Source organism: Microvirga sp. jy35 (assembly GCF_056148915.1).
Map to the genome: position 1 here is coordinate 1 of NZ_JBWBEW010000066.1, position 16,551 is coordinate 16,551.

11 protein-coding genes and 4 pseudogenes are annotated in these 16,551 nt (G+C 63.4%); 8 read left to right on the forward strand and 7 right to left on the reverse strand.

Going from position 1 to position 16,551, the window contains the following annotated elements; translation table 11 throughout:
* Positions 1–426 precede the first annotated feature (426 nt).
* The 5 genes and pseudogenes from AC0QTX_RS25890 to AC0QTX_RS25910 all read right to left on the reverse strand — a co-directional run.
* A pseudogene (locus tag AC0QTX_RS25890) lies at positions 427–1,200 on the reverse strand (IS110 family RNA-guided transposase); the annotation flags it as partial.
* Positions 1,201–1,465: 265 nt separating this feature from the next.
* A complete protein-coding gene (locus tag AC0QTX_RS25895; RefSeq protein WP_474606673.1) occupies positions 1,466–1,849 on the reverse strand; it encodes a transposase in 384 nt (127 codons plus the stop codon).
* Between the two features lie 262 nt (positions 1,850–2,111).
* Positions 2,112–2,822 carry a sigma-70 family RNA polymerase sigma factor gene (locus AC0QTX_RS25900; RefSeq protein ID WP_474606674.1) on the reverse strand — a complete coding sequence of 237 codons (711 nt, stop codon included), beginning with the start codon at positions 2,820–2,822 and terminating at the stop codon, positions 2,112–2,114.
* A 295-nt stretch (positions 2,823–3,117) separates the two neighbouring features.
* Positions 3,118–4,182, reverse strand: a pseudogene (locus AC0QTX_RS25905) (zinc-binding metallopeptidase family protein).
* A 47-nt stretch (positions 4,183–4,229) separates the two neighbouring features.
* Positions 4,230–6,194: an AI-2E family transporter gene (locus tag AC0QTX_RS25910; RefSeq protein WP_474606675.1), complete on the reverse strand. Its 1,965-nt coding sequence runs from the start codon at positions 6,192–6,194 to the stop codon at positions 4,230–4,232.
* Between the two features lie 234 nt (positions 6,195–6,428).
* Here AC0QTX_RS25910 and glgX point away from each other — a divergent pair, with 234 nt between their 5' ends.
* Positions 6,429–8,711: a glycogen debranching protein GlgX gene (glgX, locus tag AC0QTX_RS25915; RefSeq protein WP_474606676.1), complete on the forward strand. Its 2,283-nt coding sequence runs from the start codon at positions 6,429–6,431 to the stop codon at positions 8,709–8,711.
* A 105-nt stretch (positions 8,712–8,816) separates the two neighbouring features.
* On the opposite strand, the pseudogene AC0QTX_RS25920 reads toward glgX, so the two are convergent.
* A pseudogene (locus AC0QTX_RS25920) lies at positions 8,817–9,517 on the reverse strand (IS6 family transposase); the annotation flags it as partial.
* Positions 9,518–10,064: 547 nt separating this feature from the next.
* Here AC0QTX_RS25920 and AC0QTX_RS25925 point away from each other — a divergent pair.
* The 4 genes from AC0QTX_RS25925 (at position 10,065) to AC0QTX_RS25940 (ending at position 14,105) form a co-directional block, all read left to right on the forward strand.
* The gene (locus AC0QTX_RS25925) at positions 10,065–10,769 is read left to right on the forward strand and encodes a vWA domain-containing protein (protein WP_474606677.1); all 705 of its coding nucleotides are present in this window, start codon (positions 10,065–10,067) and stop codon (positions 10,767–10,769) included.
* A 32-nt stretch (positions 10,770–10,801) separates the two neighbouring features.
* Entirely contained in the window at positions 10,802–12,106 is a 1,305-nt protein-coding gene (locus AC0QTX_RS25930; RefSeq protein WP_474606678.1) for a protein kinase domain-containing protein, read from the forward strand.
* 323 nt (positions 12,107–12,429) lie between these two features.
* Positions 12,430–13,512, forward strand: coding sequence for a metallophosphoesterase (locus tag AC0QTX_RS25935; protein ID WP_474606679.1), 1,083 nt, complete (start codon positions 12,430–12,432; stop codon positions 13,510–13,512).
* 458 nt (positions 13,513–13,970) lie between these two features.
* Positions 13,971–14,105 carry a hypothetical protein gene (locus tag AC0QTX_RS25940; protein WP_474606680.1) on the forward strand — a complete coding sequence of 45 codons (135 nt, stop codon included), beginning with the start codon at positions 13,971–13,973 and terminating at the stop codon, positions 14,103–14,105.
* A gap of 37 nt (positions 14,106–14,142) precedes the next feature.
* Here the strand turns inward: AC0QTX_RS25940 and AC0QTX_RS25945 are convergent.
* A pseudogene (locus AC0QTX_RS25945) lies at positions 14,143–14,944 on the reverse strand (alpha/beta fold hydrolase).
* Between AC0QTX_RS25945 and AC0QTX_RS25950 the strand changes: the two are divergent.
* The 3 genes from AC0QTX_RS25950 to AC0QTX_RS25960 all read left to right on the forward strand — a co-directional run bounded on the left by AC0QTX_RS25950 (position 14,891) and on the right by AC0QTX_RS25960 (position 16,200).
* Entirely contained in the window at positions 14,891–15,046 is a 156-nt protein-coding gene (locus AC0QTX_RS25950) for a hypothetical protein (RefSeq protein ID WP_474606683.1), read from the forward strand. The pseudogene AC0QTX_RS25945 and the gene AC0QTX_RS25950 overlap by 54 nt on opposite strands.
* A 407-nt stretch (positions 15,047–15,453) precedes the next feature.
* The gene (locus AC0QTX_RS25955; protein WP_474606681.1) at positions 15,454–15,843 is read left to right on the forward strand and encodes a response regulator; all 390 of its coding nucleotides are present in this window, start codon (positions 15,454–15,456) and stop codon (positions 15,841–15,843) included.
* Between the two features lie 9 nt (positions 15,844–15,852).
* Entirely contained in the window at positions 15,853–16,200 is a 348-nt protein-coding gene (locus AC0QTX_RS25960) for a response regulator (RefSeq protein ID WP_474606682.1), read from the forward strand.
* The last annotated feature ends 351 nt before the right edge of the window (positions 16,201–16,551 follow it).

A 16,551-nucleotide genomic window follows, 5' to 3' on the forward strand; every position in this document is an offset into this window, starting at 1 on the left:
GACGCCTCCCGGCCGACCACAACCAGCCCTATGGAGTCAGCTATCCCGATTCCACGCAACCGCTGCACGCTCTAAGCTAGCGAGTCGGCCTGATCCCAGCGTCTGGGAGAGCACAACAAGCGGACCTTCATGGAGATTGGCTGTAGGGTACACATTGACCCATGTATGAACCGGCCGTGCGTCGCAAGAGGCTTTGGAGATGGCGAGGTTGGTCTTGCGCACATGTATCCGACCCTTTGTGGAGCAATGCTCCTGGCCATCATGGATATCCGCGCGCATCGGTTCTCATTAGCGGACCGGCCCTTTTACGGCCAAGTGGGTCACCAGAGCACCCATGCGACGGCGCGACCGTTCTCCATCTCGTCTTCCTCTCGCAGACCTCGGCGAGTTCCAAGCGGCTGATGCAGGGCAGGGGCGATGCTGCCCTTAGCCTATCACAGCCGCTGTTCGTGGTTCATAAGTCCGGTTCTGGCTCAACACACTCCAGGCGATGCGGGCCAGCTTGTTGGCCAATGCTGCCGCCAGCATGTTGTGGTGCAGGCGCATCGAGGCAGCCGTCAGCCATTCGCCAAAGCTATGCTGGCGCCACTTCGCCGGCCAGAGCAGCAGCACGCGGGCGGCCTGGATCAACAAGGATCGTAGGTAGCTATTGCCGCGCTTGGTCAGCCGGCCTAGCACGGTTCTGTCCCCAGTAGAGTTCTGGCGCGGGACTAGGCCGAGCCATGCCCCGAAGTCACGCCCCCGGCTGAAGGCGGCTCCGTTGCCGATGCTGGCCACCATGGCGCTGGCGATGATCGGTCCCACTCCTGGCACGCTCATCAGGCGTTGGCAGGCCTCGTCAGCGGCCACAAGAGCTTGGATTTCCTCAGTGACCGCTTCGATCCGGTCGTCGAGATGATGCCAGTCCTGCATCAGGCCTTCGATCATGTGTGTCATGCGCGGCGTGAGCACGTCTGTTCGCTGGGCCAGAATGTCCGGCAGGGCCTGACGGAGCGAACCCAGCCTCTGTCGAACCGCAATCCCGCGCTCGAGCAGAAAGGCGCGGATCTGGTTGATTACCGCCGTGCGCTGCCCCACTAGGCGTGAGCGGACCCGGTGCAGGGCTTGCAGATCAAGCTGCTCGACCGTCTTTGTGGGCACAAACCGCATGGTCGGCCGCTGGACGGCCTCGGCAATGGCTTCGGCGTCGCGGAAGTCGTTCGTATGATGGTTTCGTCAAGTCATGTTCGGCTCCTCAGCGGTTTTTGACGTCCAGGGCGCGCTTGCATCAGGTCAGGCGCTTGGCGCCATCCACTCGTATTCGGTCAGCAAAGCCGACCCAGGTGCCTCATGCACAGCGTGCAAGCTGCAGGCGGGCGGGATCCAACTCTTTGGTTCGGGTCTTGAGCCCCAACGACTTCACGATCACACGTCCACCCCAGACGTCACGGAGCCGTCGCTCCGGGACGATCTTCTCCAATCTCGGTCAGGTCTGTGCGGCTCGAACCCTGGCTCCGGCCGGCACAAGGCCGGTGGTGGCGTAACGCCACAACGCAATCAGCAGCTTTCTGGCAACCGCAACGATGGTGATGCGTCGGCTCCGTTTGCTGTTGCCAGTCGTGCGCGCCAGGAACCAGGCGGTGACGTCGCTTGCCGACTGGAAACGAACCCAGCGCCACGCCAGCTGGATCAGGCGCGCACGGACGATCGCGTTCCCCGCCTTGCTGATGCCCTGTTCGTGCCGGACGCGGCCACTGCTGTACGGACACGGTGTTAGTCCTGCGAAGGCTGCGAGGCTGCGGCGATCCCGAAAGTCACGGCACAGTACCTCGTGCTGGGCGCCCCTGATGAAGGGTGCGCCGGTAAGCACGGCCGGTCCATCCCATTAGCGGACCATCCGGCGGCTGGCCAAGTGCTGGCATGACTCGAGCTGCCGTTGGCGCCACCCTCTCACGTCGCCGCTGGAAAAAGCTCCCTCACTGGCAGGGAGTCAGGAGGGAGCAGGATCCAGAGCCAGAGGGCCCGCAAGCGCCTTGAGCATGAGCCGCCGTAGATCAGGGAGCCGTTCCTGGTCCAGGTCGAGGCACGGAAGCAATGGGAGCGCCGGCCGTAGGTCAGGCACCTGGAGCGGGTCAGGCGAAAGCGCCATGTGTCTCTGCGATCTCATCCTCGCGGATGAGACCCATCAGTTCGGTCAGGCGGCTCCTGGCCCAGTTGACCCGGCTCTTGATCGTCCCAACCTTTGTCGCCAATGCTTCGGCGGCGTCCTCGTACGACAGTCCCTCCGCGCTCACGAGCAGGAGCGCCTCGCGCTGCTCGCGTGGTAGTTTGGCGAGGGCCGCGTTCAGGTCCCGGACCGCAAGTCTGTCCTCCTGATCCGGGATCGAGATCATCGTTGCCGCATGAATTCCATCCGCATCCTCCACCTCGCGCTGCGCCTTGCGGCGACCGGAAAGGAATAGGTTGCGCTGGATGGTGAAGAGCCAAGCCTGGAGGTTCGTGCCAGCCTCGAACATCTCCTGCCTGCTGATCGCCTTCAGAACTGTCTCCTGCACGAGATCCTCGGCCTGATGGATGTCGCGGCTGAGGGAGATGGCGTAGGACCGCAGCGACTTCAGGGTGCTCATGAGCTCGTTTACGAAAGACTGGTCCACCGGTTCGGTGTGGGCTCGGATGACCTGCGCCACCCGGGTGAGCAGGCGCGAAAGGCTCGCGGGAAGCTTCTCCTGAGCGGGATCGCCATAAAGGCTGCGCAGCTCGTGTCCGAGATGGGCCTGAATGGATTGGTTGAGGACGGGGTTCCGAGCCAGGTCGCAGCGTTCGGTTGGGGTACTCTGTGTCATCCCGAGCAGATGTAACAGGATCGCGTGCTTTCGACCGCTGGATAAGGACGCGGAAGGTGATCTGCCGATACTCCAACCGAATGTCTTCATGATCCGCGCCATTCGGGCCCTGTCGGCGGAGCCGCGCCATGACTCTTGAAGGTGCAAGAAATCGTCCTCGCCCAGCCGTTCGGAATGACCGGAGCCGCCGCCATGACCGTAGCGTTCGTCGGTTCCGTCGCAACTCGGAGCGCCTGCTGACGACCGCGCAAGGCTTCGCACCGACCGCACCCGCGGGACGGGTCGGTGGCGCCCCTCATCGCCGCACACCCCGCACAAGGCCATGGATGAAGCCCAGCTTCCCGACGACCGGCGGACTGATGATGAACGGATAAAGGTCGGGCTGGCCCATGCAGCGGTTGAGGCTGTTGAGCGCGAAGGTGAGCGGTAGCCAGTCCTCAACGATGCTATGGATGTCAGCACCTCGGTACGGATCGACGTCGATGTCGGCGGCGAGCGTGCCGCTGTCGTCCAGCGGCGGATCCACCCGGACGCCGAAGGCGCCCGCCATCTCCATTGTGTCGACGATGTGCAGGTAGTGCGCCCATGTCTCCGCGAAGTCCTCCCACGGATGCGTCGTCGCGTATGACGAGACGAAGCTCTCCTGCCAGTCGGCCGGCGTTCCGTCGCGGTAGTGGCGCTGCAACGCCTCGCCATAGTCCTCCCGCTCGTCCCCGAAGACGGCCCGGCAGGCCTCGAGCCGGCCGCCATCGCGCACGAGCAGATCCCATTAATGGTGGCCGACCTCATGCCGGAAGTGGCCGAGCAGGGTTCGGTACGGCTCGCCCATGGCCGCGCGGCGCCGCTCGCGCTCGAGATCGTTGGCCTCGCTGAGCGCGATGGTGATGAGCCCCTCGTCATGCCCGGTCATCACCTTCGGACCGTCGTTCGCGGGCGGCTCGGCCAGGAACTCGAAGACAAGGCCATGCTCCGGATCCTCCGCCCGCGTGTTCAGGGGCAGCCGGAGCTGGAGCAGAGTGTAGAACGGCCGATGCTTCGCCAGCTCCATCACCTGCCAGGCGGCGAGGTTGGCCGGAGCCGACGGATCCGGAACGACGCCGTTGTGGCGACAGGCGGTGCAGTATGCCTTGTCCGATGTGGCCGGGACGAGCCAGTTGCAGGCATCGAACTCCGCATTCGAGCAGAAGCGATGGGAGCCTTCGCCCAGCGCGAGCGCACGCCAGATCCCAGTGCCGTTGCGCTCAAGCGCCGAGAGAGTGCTGGTCTCGGGCAGGTAGCCGAGGCGGTGGCCGCAGCGCTCGCAGGTGCGGTTCTCGAAGTAGAGGAGTTGCCCGCAGGCCTGGCACTTGAAGAGCTTCATCAGGCTTCCCTTCCCCGGTCGAGACGGGCGGACTTACGGAACGGAAGTCACGCGGCGCTCGCCGCCGGGGTGACGGATGCGTCCTGTCTGGCAAGGTCAAGGCAGAGGGCGGTCGCCTCGCGCAAGGTAGAGGCGACGAGATCGGCCCGGGCTGCCTCCCGAAGGCCCTCGGCCGCGCCAGCGCCGCTCCCCTCAGTCCAGCAACCGAGCAGAATCCGGGCCTGCGGCATCTTCCGCCGCAGGCGCCGGACGGCATAGCGCATGTGCGCCGGGCTGCCGGCATCGAGAAAGGACAGGCACACCATCGCGACGCCGGCATCGTCGAGCCGGGAGATCGATTGGACCGACAGCGAGGCCGCCCTTTCCACCCGGGCGCGAAGGCCATGCTTCGTCAGCAGTTGCGCCAGCATCAGGGCGGCGGCCTCGTCGACGGGGCTCTGGCCGGCAATGCACAGGATCGGCGTCTCGCCCTGGAAGCGGGCATTCAGCTCCTCGGGCGCCAGGACGGGCAGATTGGCTGCTCCGGGCTCGTCGTTGCTGGCCTCAACGGCCGCGATCGCCTCCGGATCGGCCGTGCGACCGGACCCAGGGTCCTGATCGGCGTGGTCGGAGAGATCATCCACCAGTTCCTCGACCGTGTCCCTCATGCGCTCCAGACGGGCTTCGTCCAGCACGCCGCGCAGGGCATCCGCCCGGGCGAGCCGCAGGCCGGCCAGCGCCACCTCGTCGTAGTAGACCGAGAGCGAGCGCTCCTTGAGGAACTCCTCCGCGACGTCGGCCGCCTCCGCGGGATCGCCCGCCAGCATGCGCTGGTAGAAGATCTCCGGCGGCGCGAGGGCGGGACGGTCGCCGAGCATTACGTCGAGGAACTCGAGCCGTTCCACGTGCCGGCCGAGCACGACCAGGCACACGGTCAGCGGCGTTGCCAGCACCAAGCCGATCGGCCCCCAGAGCCAGGTCCAGAAGGTCGCCGAGACGACCACGGCCACAGGGGACAACCCTGTGCTGTGGCCGTAGACGAGCGGTTCGACCACGTGTCCGGCCAGCGGCTCCACGACGATGAACAGGGCGGCGGTCATCAGCAGCATCGACCAGCCGGGGTCGACGGCCGCTGCCAGGGCGAGCGGGAAGGCGGCGGAGATGAACGCCCCGATGTAGGGCACGAAGCGCAGGATTGCCGCGAGGATGCCCCAGAGCACCGGGCTCGGTACATCGATGACGTACAGGCCGACGCCGATGACCACGCCGAAGGCAGCGTTCAGAGCCAATTGCGTCAGGAACAGCTTGCTCAAGCGGCCGGCGGCATCGTCGAGCGCCGCTGTCGTCTTCTGGAGATCGTGCGAGCCGGCCAGGCGGATCAGCCGGTTCCGCAGGTCCTCGCGTTGCAGCAGGATGAAGATCACGAAGATGACCACAATCCCGGTCGTGGCCAGCGGATGGATCAGCGGGGTGATGAAGGCCCCGAGGGTTTGCAGGGCGCCCGGATCGGGCTGGCGCACTTCGACCGGGATCGGCTTCACCTCGCCGGCGGGTGCAGTGCCGGGCGTCAGCGGGTTGGCCGGTGGGGCGGCGTTGGCCTGTGGCCTGTCGAGTTCCTTACCCAGGTCCTGCAACACGTCCGCGGCGCGCTCAAGGGCGCTGCTGCCGGCGGCGGACCCGCGCAGGGACTGCACCTTCTCGCGCATCGTGGCCTGGTAGCGCGGCAGGTCCCCGGCGAGCTGGTTGACCTGCGTGGCCATCACGGTGGCCAATCCGGTAATGGCGGCGAAGGCGACCAGGACAACGCCGATGACGGCCAGGGAGCGGGGGACGTGCGCCTTCTGCAACAGCCGGATGAGCGGGGCCAGCACAAAGCTCAGGAGGACGGCGAGCGCCACGGGAACGAAGACCTCGCGGCCGACGTAGAGCCCCGCGATCACGAGAGCAATCATCCCGACGACGCCGAGGCCTGCGGATGGGGCGACCGGGGAATGGAGATCCCGAGCGGCGATCTTCGGTTCTGAGGCTGACATGGCATGGGTTTCCAGGCCGCCGTAAGCCCGGAGCGCCGGCCCGGCCCAGGGCGACAACGCGCGGGCCGCCGATTGGCTCCGTCCGTCGAGGCCGGATCACAGGCGGCATCCAGGGCGCGACCGCCGCCTTGCAGGTAATGTCGCAGTCCCCATCGCTCCTGGAACCCTGAGCACGCCCCGACCGTTGAACTGGCTTCGCGCGCGGACACTCCGCGCGCCCGAACCGGATTCCCCATGAATATGAATGTCAGCGAGCCCAAAGGGGCTCAGGCAGAGGCGCCCGCGCCCCGGGCCGCCCGCGAGTCCGCCGTGCGGGAGGGCCGTCCCTATCCCCTCGGTGCAACCTGGGATGGCCTCGGCGTCAACTTCGCCCTGTTCTCCGCGAATGCCACCAAGGTCGAGCTCTGCCTCTTCGACGAGGACAGGGGCGTGGAGCTGGAGCGCATCGAGCTGCCCGAGTACACCAACGAAGTCTGGCACGGCTACCTGCCGGATGCGCGGCCGGGCACGGTCTATGGCTATCGCGTGCACGGGCCCTACGAGCCGACGCAGGGCCATCGCTTCAATCCCAACAAGCTGCTGCTCGATCCTTACGCCAAGCAGCTCGTCGGCCAGTTGGAGTGGAACCCGGCGCTCTTCGGCTATCAGATGGAGACCGGCGACGACCTCACCTTCGACGGGCGTGACAGCGCACCGTTCATGCCGAAGTGCCGGGTGATCGATCCCGCCTTCACCTGGGGCCGGTCTTCCAAGCCCCAGGTCTCGTGGGAGCGCACGGTGATCTACGAGACCCACGTGCGCGGCTACACCATGCGCCACCCCTCGGTGCCCGAGCGCCTGCGGGGCACCTATGCCGGACTGGCCACCAAGGACGTCATCGACTATTTGCGCAGCCTCGGCGTTACGGCGGTCGAGCTCCTGCCCGTACACAGCTTCGTGGATGACAGCCAGCTGACCGACAAGGGCCTCAACAACTACTGGGGCTACAACACGCTGTCGTTCTTCGCGCCTGCGCGCCGCTACGCCTCCAACCCGGACTTTGCCTTCGCCGAGTTCAAGGAGATGGTCGCCCATCTGCATGATGCCGGGCTCGAACTCATCCTCGACGTGGTCTACAACCACACCGCCGAGGGCAACGAACTCGGACCAACCCTGTCCTTCAAGGGCATCGACAACGCTTCCTATTACCGGCTCGCGCCGGACCGGCGCTACTACATCAACGACACCGGCACGGGCAACACGGTCAACCTGAGCAACTCGCGCGTGCTCCAGATGGTCACCGACTCGTTGCGCTACTGGGCGCAGGACATGCGCGTCGACGGCTTCCGGTTCGACCTCGCGACGATCCTGGCGCGGGAAACGCATGGGTTCGACGAGGAAGGACGGTTTCTCGACGCCTGCCAGCAGGATCCTATCCTGAGCCAAATCAAGCTCATCGCCGAACCCTGGGATTGCGGCCCGGGTGGCTACCAGGTCGGCCGCTTCTCGCCCGGCTGGGCCGAGTGGAACGACCGCTACCGCGACGCGGTCAGAAGCTACTGGAGGGGCGACGAGGGCAAGCTTCCGGAGCTGGCCACCCGCCTGACCGCTTCGGCGGACCTGTTCAACAAGCGCGGGCGCAAACCCTGGGCTTCGATCAATTTCATCACTTCGCATGACGGCTTCACCCTCAACGACCTCGTGTCCTATGACGACAAGCACAACAAGGCCAACGGGGAGGAGAACCGCGACGGGCATTCCGACAACTTGTCTCGGAACCACGGGGTGGAAGGTCCGACGGACGACCCCGGCATCCGTGAGATCCGCTTGCGCCAGATGCGTAACATGCTGACGACCTTGTTTCTGTCCCGTGGAACGCCGATGCTGCTGGCCGGCGACGAGTTCGCGCGCACGCAGCGTGGCAACAACAACGCCTACTGCCAGGACAACGAGATCTCGTGGATCGACTGGGAGGGTATCGGCGATGACGAGAGGACGCTGGCCGAGTTCACGCGGAAGGTCATTGCGCTCAGGAATGCCCTCCCGATGCTCCGCCGCGGGCGCTTCCTAACTGCCGTCTACGACGAGGAGTTGGGGGTCAAGGACGTCACCTGGTTGACGCCAGGCGGAGACGAGATGACTGCGGAGCACTGGGATGACCCGCAGGCGCGCTGCTTGGGCATTCTGCTTGACGGACGTGCGCAGGAGAGCGGAATTCGACGACTTGGCACGGACGCGACCCTGCTGCTGGTCACGAACGCCCACCATGACGTGGTGGAGTTCACGCTCCCGGAGGCTGTGGGCGGAGACCGATGGGTCTGTCTTCTGGATACAAATCACACCGGGGCTGACGAACTGACGGAGTTCGACTTCGGGCATGAGTACGAGGTGACCGGCCATTCTCTCCTGCTGTTCATTCTTAGACCCAAGCGCACGAAAGGGCGGGGAACGGCCACTGAGCGCTCGTTCCAGCACGTCATCCAGGCTGCGGAGGATGCCTCTGTCCGCCAGCTCGTCTTCGGTGGACGGGGTACCTGACCCGCCACGGCGCGAACGACGGAAGGTTGAGATGACCCAGGATGGGCTTGTCACGTTAACCGAAGTCGGACGAGTTAAGGCAAACTTTGCTGCCTGTTTACCTAAAGCGGCAACGCAGGCTGCAGACTTCCACGCCGCCATGGCATCGAGGCGGTGAAGATGGGTTGCGAGAGCAGAGCGGCGGGACCGGGGTGGAACGAAGAGGTTGCGAACTGCTGAGAAGATACTGACGAACTTCTGCAGGCCTCCGGGAGATCGAAACCCTTGCATTGCTTGCTCTCGCCGTCGCAGCGGCAGATGCGAGTTCTCCGCGCGATTGTTTAGCCTTTTGCGTTGCTGATGCTCAACTGCCGGCATGACCTGCCGTCGGGCGGCAGCATACGAGCCGAGCTTGTCGGTGATCATCCGTCGCGGTGGACACCCCTGCTTCTTCAGCAGACGCTTGAGCAAGCGCTTGGCCGCTTTGGTGTTGCGGCGAGCCTGGACGATCTCATCAAGGAGACATAGCCTTCCTGATCCACCGCCCGCCACAGCCGATGCGTCTCGCCAGCAATGGTGATCACGACTTCGTCGAGGTGCCAGATATCACGGCGGCTCGGCCTCTTGCGCTGGAGGCGGCGAGCGTATTCAGGTCCGAACTTTAGAGCCCATCGGCGTACAGTCTCATAGGAAACGACGATACCGCGCTCGAGCAGCATCTCCTCAACCAAGCGTAGACTCAGCGGAAACCGAAAGCAGAGCCAAACGGCATGAGCGATGATCTCGGGCGGGAAACGGTGGCGCTTGTAGCTGATGGGATGGGTCATGCTGCGGCTCATAGCTCATAAGCCGTTGACCAAAAATTACCGTGACATCACCCCTGCCACAGACCCCGAACCTTCGACAACTTGACAGTACTGTCTGGTGCTCCCCGCGTGAGTTGACCTTCGGTGTACTTCCGTCTCGTGCCGCAAGGCTACATTCGTAACATTGGTTGCCAAGCAACTTGCCCCTTTGAGGAAGCCTGCGGCTCACCTCGGCACGCTTCTACGGCTGGGCACCTGAAGCATAGCCGGGAACTTCGATCTGGCCGCCCTGTTGTTGGATAGCTCGGCCCATCGAGCTGAGAACAGGGTTGCGCTAAGTGGAGCTGATAGCATGAGTGATATGGAGCATTCCGACAAATCTACTCCGGCAACACCTGGAAACCCACCTTCCACGGAGACGGAAAGTTCGACGGAAGCGGCGCTCGGAACGCCCATGGAACCGGCTGGATCCACGCCTGATGTCTCAACGGAGACAACTCCAATAGAAAGCGCACGGGCTGACGTGGCCCCTCCGCCGAACGTGCAGGAACGTCCAAAGACTAAGGGTGTGGCCGATATCGTCTTCCTCGTCGATATCAGTGGCAGCATGTCCCCTTGCATCGATGCGCTCCGCCGGAACATCGAGGCATTCATCGACTCCCTGAGCAAGGGCGATGCCAACAATGCCGCTCCTGTTCGGGACTGGCGCGGCAAGGTCGTCGGATATCGCGACATTGAGGCTGCGCAAGCCGAAGGCCTGCCCTGGATCATCGACAATCCCTTCGTGCGTGATGCCGGTGCACTCAAAGCGCAGCTTGGCACCTTGCAGGCGAATGGCGGCGGCGACGAGCCGGAGTCCCTTCTCGATGCTCTCTACAAGGTTGCCTCCATGGAGGCAGTACCAAAAGGTTCACAGACCGAAGATCCGGCAAAGTGGCGCTATAGGAGCGATGCGGCACGGGTTGTCATCGTCTTCACCGACGCCTCGTTCAAGGAAACCATGAGCCTTCCGGAAGCGAACGGCGGGTCGCTCCAGGATGTTGCGAACCTTGTGATGGCTAATCGCATCATCCTCAGCCTCTTTGCCCCCAATTTTGAGGGCTATGATCGCCTGAGCCAAATCGACAAATCGGAATGGGAGGTCGTGGAGTACGAAGGATTGAATCCGCAGGAGGCTCTGCAGAAATTTACATCTGATCCGGTCAATTTCCGCAACACCCTGAAGCAGCTGGCCGCCAGCGTATCCCGTTCGGCAGCGACCGTGGCGCTGTAGACACCCCGCCCCTGTCACAGTGAGCGTAAGCCATGGCCAAGAAGCTGAAGGTCGGTGATCGGATCCGGCATTACCGTGTCACGAAGGTCTTCGGGCCGGGCATGATGGCGATCTCCTATGGGGGCGAGGGACCGACAGGAGAGAAGGTCTTTCTGAAGCAGTACAAGTCCCCCGCCCCGACGGTTGTCTGGTACAAGGCCTTCGTCGCCTACCAGAACGAGCTCGGAGCCCGCGTCCGGAATGGGCGGGCGGCTCAGTTCGCAGTGCGCCAAGTGGAAGCGTTCGAAGAGGTCTGGGGCGGACCCTGCTACTTCCAGGCCTATGAGTTCGTCGAGAACGGCGCCGACCTACAGCAAATGCTTGATGAGGAGCGGGAACAGCATCGCCGCACCAAGGTGGCAGCCACCAACAACCCCGCCGTCTGGGCCCGTCACGTCACCTGGGCCAAGGTCTTCATGACCGGAATGGCGGCGCTGCATGAGTCCAAGATCGTCCACGCCGATCTGAAGCCCGCGAATGCGTATCTGATCCAGGATCCGACGATCAGTTCCGGCTACCAGCTCAAGCTGATCGACATGGACTTCTCGCTCCTGGCTGACCGCCGTGCGCCCTGGCACGGTCACCAGGGATACGTGGGCACCGACAACTACCGCTCTCCCGAACACATGACGCGGGGTGCTGTGCCCGGCCTCGCCTCGGATGTCTTTACCTGTGGGCTGATGCTCTACGAGCTTCTCGCCGGCTATCATCCCTACTGGACCGAGGACCAGGTCGAGTATGCGAAGCTCGTCCAGAGCCACGCCGCGAAACCTCCGGCATTGGCCGGGTTGATGCCGTTACCGGCGAGCAATGCCGAGGTTAGCGCTTTCCTGCACCGCTGCCTCGCACCAGACCCCGCCGCGAGACCGACGGCTGCAGAACTGCGGGCTGTTTTGAGCGGGCGGGGCGCAGGGTCACCCGCCACCAAAGAAGGTTCGACAGCGGCAACGGGCGACGGCGCTCCGCGAGCTGCCGAGTTGATCCTTTCTGACAGAATCGAACTGCTCGGCCCGGACGGACGCTCACTGAAGATCGGAGTCAAGACGGAACTCGGAAAAATCCTGGTGCGGCAGTTCGGGCCGGACAGCGAGTTCTGGGACAACCGCCAATGTGTTCTTGAACGCCATTCTGGCAACCAATGGGTGCTATCGCCCGTCGCCGGCACAACCAACGAAACTCTCGTGAACGGTACGGCACTGACGGCTCCTCGCCCGCTCAGGCAGGGTGACCGGATTTCGGTCGGACGCCAAGCCAAGGGCATCGTCAAGATGCCGCTCACGGCGCGGGCGCTGAAATGAACCTGCCCGACGGACCTGAAGCACCTGAGCCTGATCCCTCCTGCGAGGAGCCGAAGACGTCAGAAGTAACTTCAACAACGGCGGGTGGGCCCAAGGATGAACCTTATCCGCAGACTCCCGCACAAACTCCTGAGACTCTTGCGCCGGATGCACTGGCCCCAGATCCTCCTGCCCCAGATGTTCTTATCCCGGGCGTCGAAGGTGCATCGGATGCTGCTCCCTTCCCGCCATTGATCGGTGAGTCTCCGCCTGACACGGGCAGCCCACCTTCAGACCCACCTCCTCCTGCTGCCATGGTGCAAGACGTCTTACAGGTTGTGGAGGTGGACAGCCTAGATTGGCAGGCTGTCCGCAATGCGGTCAACCCGTCCTCCATCCGCTCCAACATGCGGTCGATAGTGGAGCGCATGGAGGCGTTGCTCGATAGAGCTGACGGGCCTGGCCTGCTGTTCGACAACGACCGGGCCGATCCTGCCGATCAGGTGATCCAGGTCTCCGCTGTGGATGCCGCAAGCCCGCTGTGGATCGTCGGCGACCTGCACGGCGATCTTCTGGTGCTTGAAGCCGCATTGGCGGCCATGCATGATCCGGCCCTGCAACCCGATGGGGGCCAGCCACGGATCGTATTTCTGGGCGATCTCTTCGATGATGAAGGTTTCGGGCTCGAAGTCCTTCTCCGCGTGTTCGAGCTGATCGTGGAGGCGCCGGATCGAATGTGTCTCATAGCCGGCAACCACGATGAGGCGCTGTCCTATGACGGCGTACGGTTTGCTTCGAGCGTGGCTCCGTCAGACTTTGTGGACTTCCTCAACGCCAACCTTACGCACGAATGGATCGAGCGAGCTGGCAAGCTGGCTGTGCGGCTGTTCGCGCGCGCCCCGCGCGCGCTCTTCTTCCCCGACGGTCTGCTCCTTGCTCATGGAGGCTTTCCGCTGGTGGACCTGCATCCGCGGCTTGCCGAGACGGGTGAATGGAACGATCCGTTGTGCCTGTCGGATTTCGTGTGGACCAGGGCGCATCCGAAAGCCCGCAAGAAGCTCCCGAACCGTTTCTCGCGGGGCAGCCAGTTCGGGTATGAGGACTTCGCCGCTTTCTGTTCCCTGAGCGCCAGTTTGGGACGGCCGATCACTCACATGGTGCGCGGCCACGATCATGTGGAAGAGAGATACGCCGCCTATCCAGCCTATCGGGCTCATCCGGTTCTGACGACCGTAGCGCTCTCCCGCCGATTGAGCCGTGAGAGCTTCGGCCCCTACGAGCGCGTTCCCACCATGGCGCAATTCGTCGAAGGTGGGCTCCCCCGAGTGTATCGGCTGCACATTCCTGCGGACATCATCCGTGAGGTCTATCCGGAGCCCGATTCCGGCAGCCCTGAGAGTGAAACAATCCAGGACTCCCATCGATGACCGGCGTAATCCTGCGTTGCCCGAACTGCGGCACCTCAAAGACGGCTCCAGGCGAATGCGATGCATGCCACGAGGCGCAAGTCCGCTACTACTGCACGAACCATAAGCCCGGGCGCTGGCTGGATACGTCCGCGTGTCCGCAGTGCGGCGCGAAGTTCGGTGACCCAGTTCGTCCGCCAGCAAAGCCTATTCCGCCTGCCGCTCCTGCTCGGCCGCGGGCGACAGTCACCTCCTCTACGCCCACGAGAGCCGATCCTTCGCCACTACCACCTAGGCCGAGTGCCGAACCCTGGGGCCGCAGAGAACGGGGGAAATCTCCTGCCCTGGAGGTTGAAGCAGGCGACGAGCGCGCCTCAGTGCGCGACTTCCGTACGGCAAGGATGCTGGAAATCCTCCGGGCCGCTGCGCGGACTGGCCGTAAGTCCGGGGGAGTAGCTTACACCACTTCGGAAGCTCCAGTGGCGGGGGCGGCACTCGGCGGCTGTCTGATGCGTTTCGTGATCCTCGCGATGTTCCTGCTGCTCGTCTTTTTTCTGATGCTTTCACTTGTCGGCGGGTCGCTGTTGCAGATGTTTGGAGGCTATTACCTCTGAAGCCGCGAGTACCCGGGCACAGGACTTGCTAGTGTGTTCAGACTTTGGACCGTTGCGTCAAACGATCGATCTCCCGAATGATGGCATCTGGAGCCAGGTGATGAACCATGTGGCCGAGCCCCGGAAGAGTGATAAACTCGCTCTGTGGCAGCTCCCGATGCAGGCGCTCCGATTGACGGCCGACATCCGCAATCTGATCATCGGCGCCTGTGATGATCGTGATCGGCATCCGCAGCTCGCTGTAGTGGTGCTCCAGCTCCATCACTGACGGAGGCATAAGGGCTGCGTCCTCCGCTGCGGCGCGAAGCTGCGACAGCCGCAGCATCATCTCCTTCGGGAATAAGCGATCAAAACGCTCCGGGACCTCCGCTGGCGCGAACATCTGCTTGATCAGGCCCGGCAGGATGGCACGGGCCACCAGGGGAGAGATCGTGTGACGCATGGCGTCGCCAATCACGGGAACAGCCGGTGGTGAGAACAGGAACGTGTCGGCTCGCAGGGTCGGATAATAGTAGCCGGGGGCAAGCACAAGGCTGCGAACCAGCGCCGGATATTCCAGGGCAAGGACCACCGCGACCAGGGTGCCCCAGGACCACCGTTTGTTCCACGCCAAGCTGCTCCAGCGCGCCCTGGAAAAGCTTCGCGTGGGCGCGTGGCGTCCAGAGCTGGCGAGGTCTGCTGCTGTAGCCGTACCATGGGCGGTCGAACACGATGACCCTATGGTGGGATGCCAGACGATCCACGAGACCGCTGACGGTGAAGTCCTGGATCATGGTGCCGTTGCCATGGAACAGCACGATGGGCTCGCCCTCACCGCGTTCGATGTAGTGCAGGCGCACGCCATCAACATCGAGGAACCGGCCTATGGGTGGCGTCTTGCGCTCGGCAGCCCCGGCTTTCTGCCGGTTGTACAGAACGGCGGCACCCAGGGCTGCGGTTGAGCCTGCCAGAACGGGCGCAAGCCAGCGGCTCGGATGAGAGCCCTGGTCAGGACGAGGCGTACCGCCCGACCTTCCAGTCATGCGCCCATGTCGCTGGGTGTTTGGCCGCTCCGGTTCTGTCGAACGAAGCACAGCCCCAGCTGGGGTGCGCGAGCTTGTCTCGGATCTCGTCTCAGTGCGGGACATGCAAGCTCTCCATGTAGGCTGATCGGGGAGAACGGCCCGGACATCCATCGGTTGCTGCAGCGCACAGGGTCGTTCGCTCAAAGGCGGAGAGCTGGTTTAGGCGATTCCGGTAGGACGTGTTACAGAGAGGCTCGCCGTCCGGGAAACGCTCCCGGACTGGCCTCTTGGCGCTTCGATGGTCGTCCCGCCCGGACACTTCAATTTGCGCCAGGATTACCCTTATGTCCGAATACCCCCAGAGCCGCTGTCTTGTTCTCCTCGTGGAGGATGAGGCTCTTGTGGCCATGAACCTCCAGGATGACCTGAAGGAGGCTGGCTACGCCGTTGTCGGGCCGTTCGACACCTGCGCAGCCGCATTGGCTTGGCTTGAGACTGAAACGCCGGATCTTGCCGTGCTCGATACCGTGCTGAAGGATGGCACCTGCCGGGCTCTTGCCGCCGAGCTCGTCCGGCGCGGCGTGGGCTTTGTACTCTGGTCGGGCCATCTGCAGGACAAGCACACCCTGCAGGAGTTTACAGGCGCTGTCTGGGTCAAAAAGCCATCCACACATACGGCCCTTCTCCATGCCCTCGCGAGCCTCAGGGTCGAACCACAACGGCGGCAGGCATAGGTGGGTGCGATGAACATTCTGGTTGTCGAGGACGATCCCTTCATCCGCGATATGGCTGTGACTGAGCTGGAGGAAGCGGGTCATGAGGTCATGGAAGCTGCCAGTGGTGGACAGGCCCTCCGGCTTTTGCAGGCCGGCATTGCCGTCGATGCCCTGCTGACGGACATTCGCATGCCCGAGGCCAATGGCTGGGAAGTGGCCAGAGCGTACCGCCAGCGCTTCCCGGATCTCCCAGTCGTGTACGTGACCGGGTATGCGGAGCAGTTGCAGCCTGTCACAGGAGGCATAGTACTCTCCAAACCATACAAGATGTCTCAGTTGGTGGACCTTCTGAACGCCTTGCGTGGTGAAGAGTAAGCACCCTACCGGACCCAGGCGGGGGCCTGGAGCACTTCCAGTGCCAGACCGATCCGTGGCCACGTCATGTGTCCTTCTGGCGGAACGGGATTTATATCAATTCACCATCGATTGGATTGAGCGTAGCTGTTCCTATCAGTATTGCAGCACTTTCCGCTCCCGCATTTCACGTCTAAAACTACGTCTTAACTAGGATAGCGATAACTTATCCGCACACAAATGACAGCGTCATCCAGTACTTGCTATTCTTCAGATAGTTGTCTATATGATGTTCATCGGATTTTGGCCGGACAATCGGGTCGTTTCGCTTTTGGTCTTTCCAGGCGCACGTTCGGACTTTCTCACCATTAC

Excerpts from the sequence above, each read along its gene's own strand:
- AC0QTX_RS25950 (WP_474606683.1), top strand. The coding sequence starts at position 14,891 with ATGGAACAGCACGATGGGCTCGCCCTCACCGCGTTCGATGTAGTGCAG.
- AC0QTX_RS25900 (WP_474606674.1), bottom strand. The coding sequence starts at position 2,822 with ATGACACAGAGTACCCCAACCGAACGCTGCGACCTGGCTCGGAACCCC.
- glgX (WP_474606676.1), top strand. The coding sequence starts at position 6,429 with ATGAATATGAATGTCAGCGAGCCCAAAGGGGCTCAGGCAGAGGCGCCC.
- AC0QTX_RS25955 (WP_474606681.1), top strand. The coding sequence starts at position 15,454 with ATGTCCGAATACCCCCAGAGCCGCTGTCTTGTTCTCCTCGTGGAGGAT.
- AC0QTX_RS25960 (WP_474606682.1), top strand. The coding sequence starts at position 15,853 with ATGAACATTCTGGTTGTCGAGGACGATCCCTTCATCCGCGATATGGCT.
- AC0QTX_RS25910 (WP_474606675.1), bottom strand. The coding sequence starts at position 6,194 with ATGTCAGCCTCAGAACCGAAGATCGCCGCTCGGGATCTCCATTCCCCG.
- AC0QTX_RS25930 (WP_474606678.1), top strand. The coding sequence starts at position 10,802 with ATGGCCAAGAAGCTGAAGGTCGGTGATCGGATCCGGCATTACCGTGTC.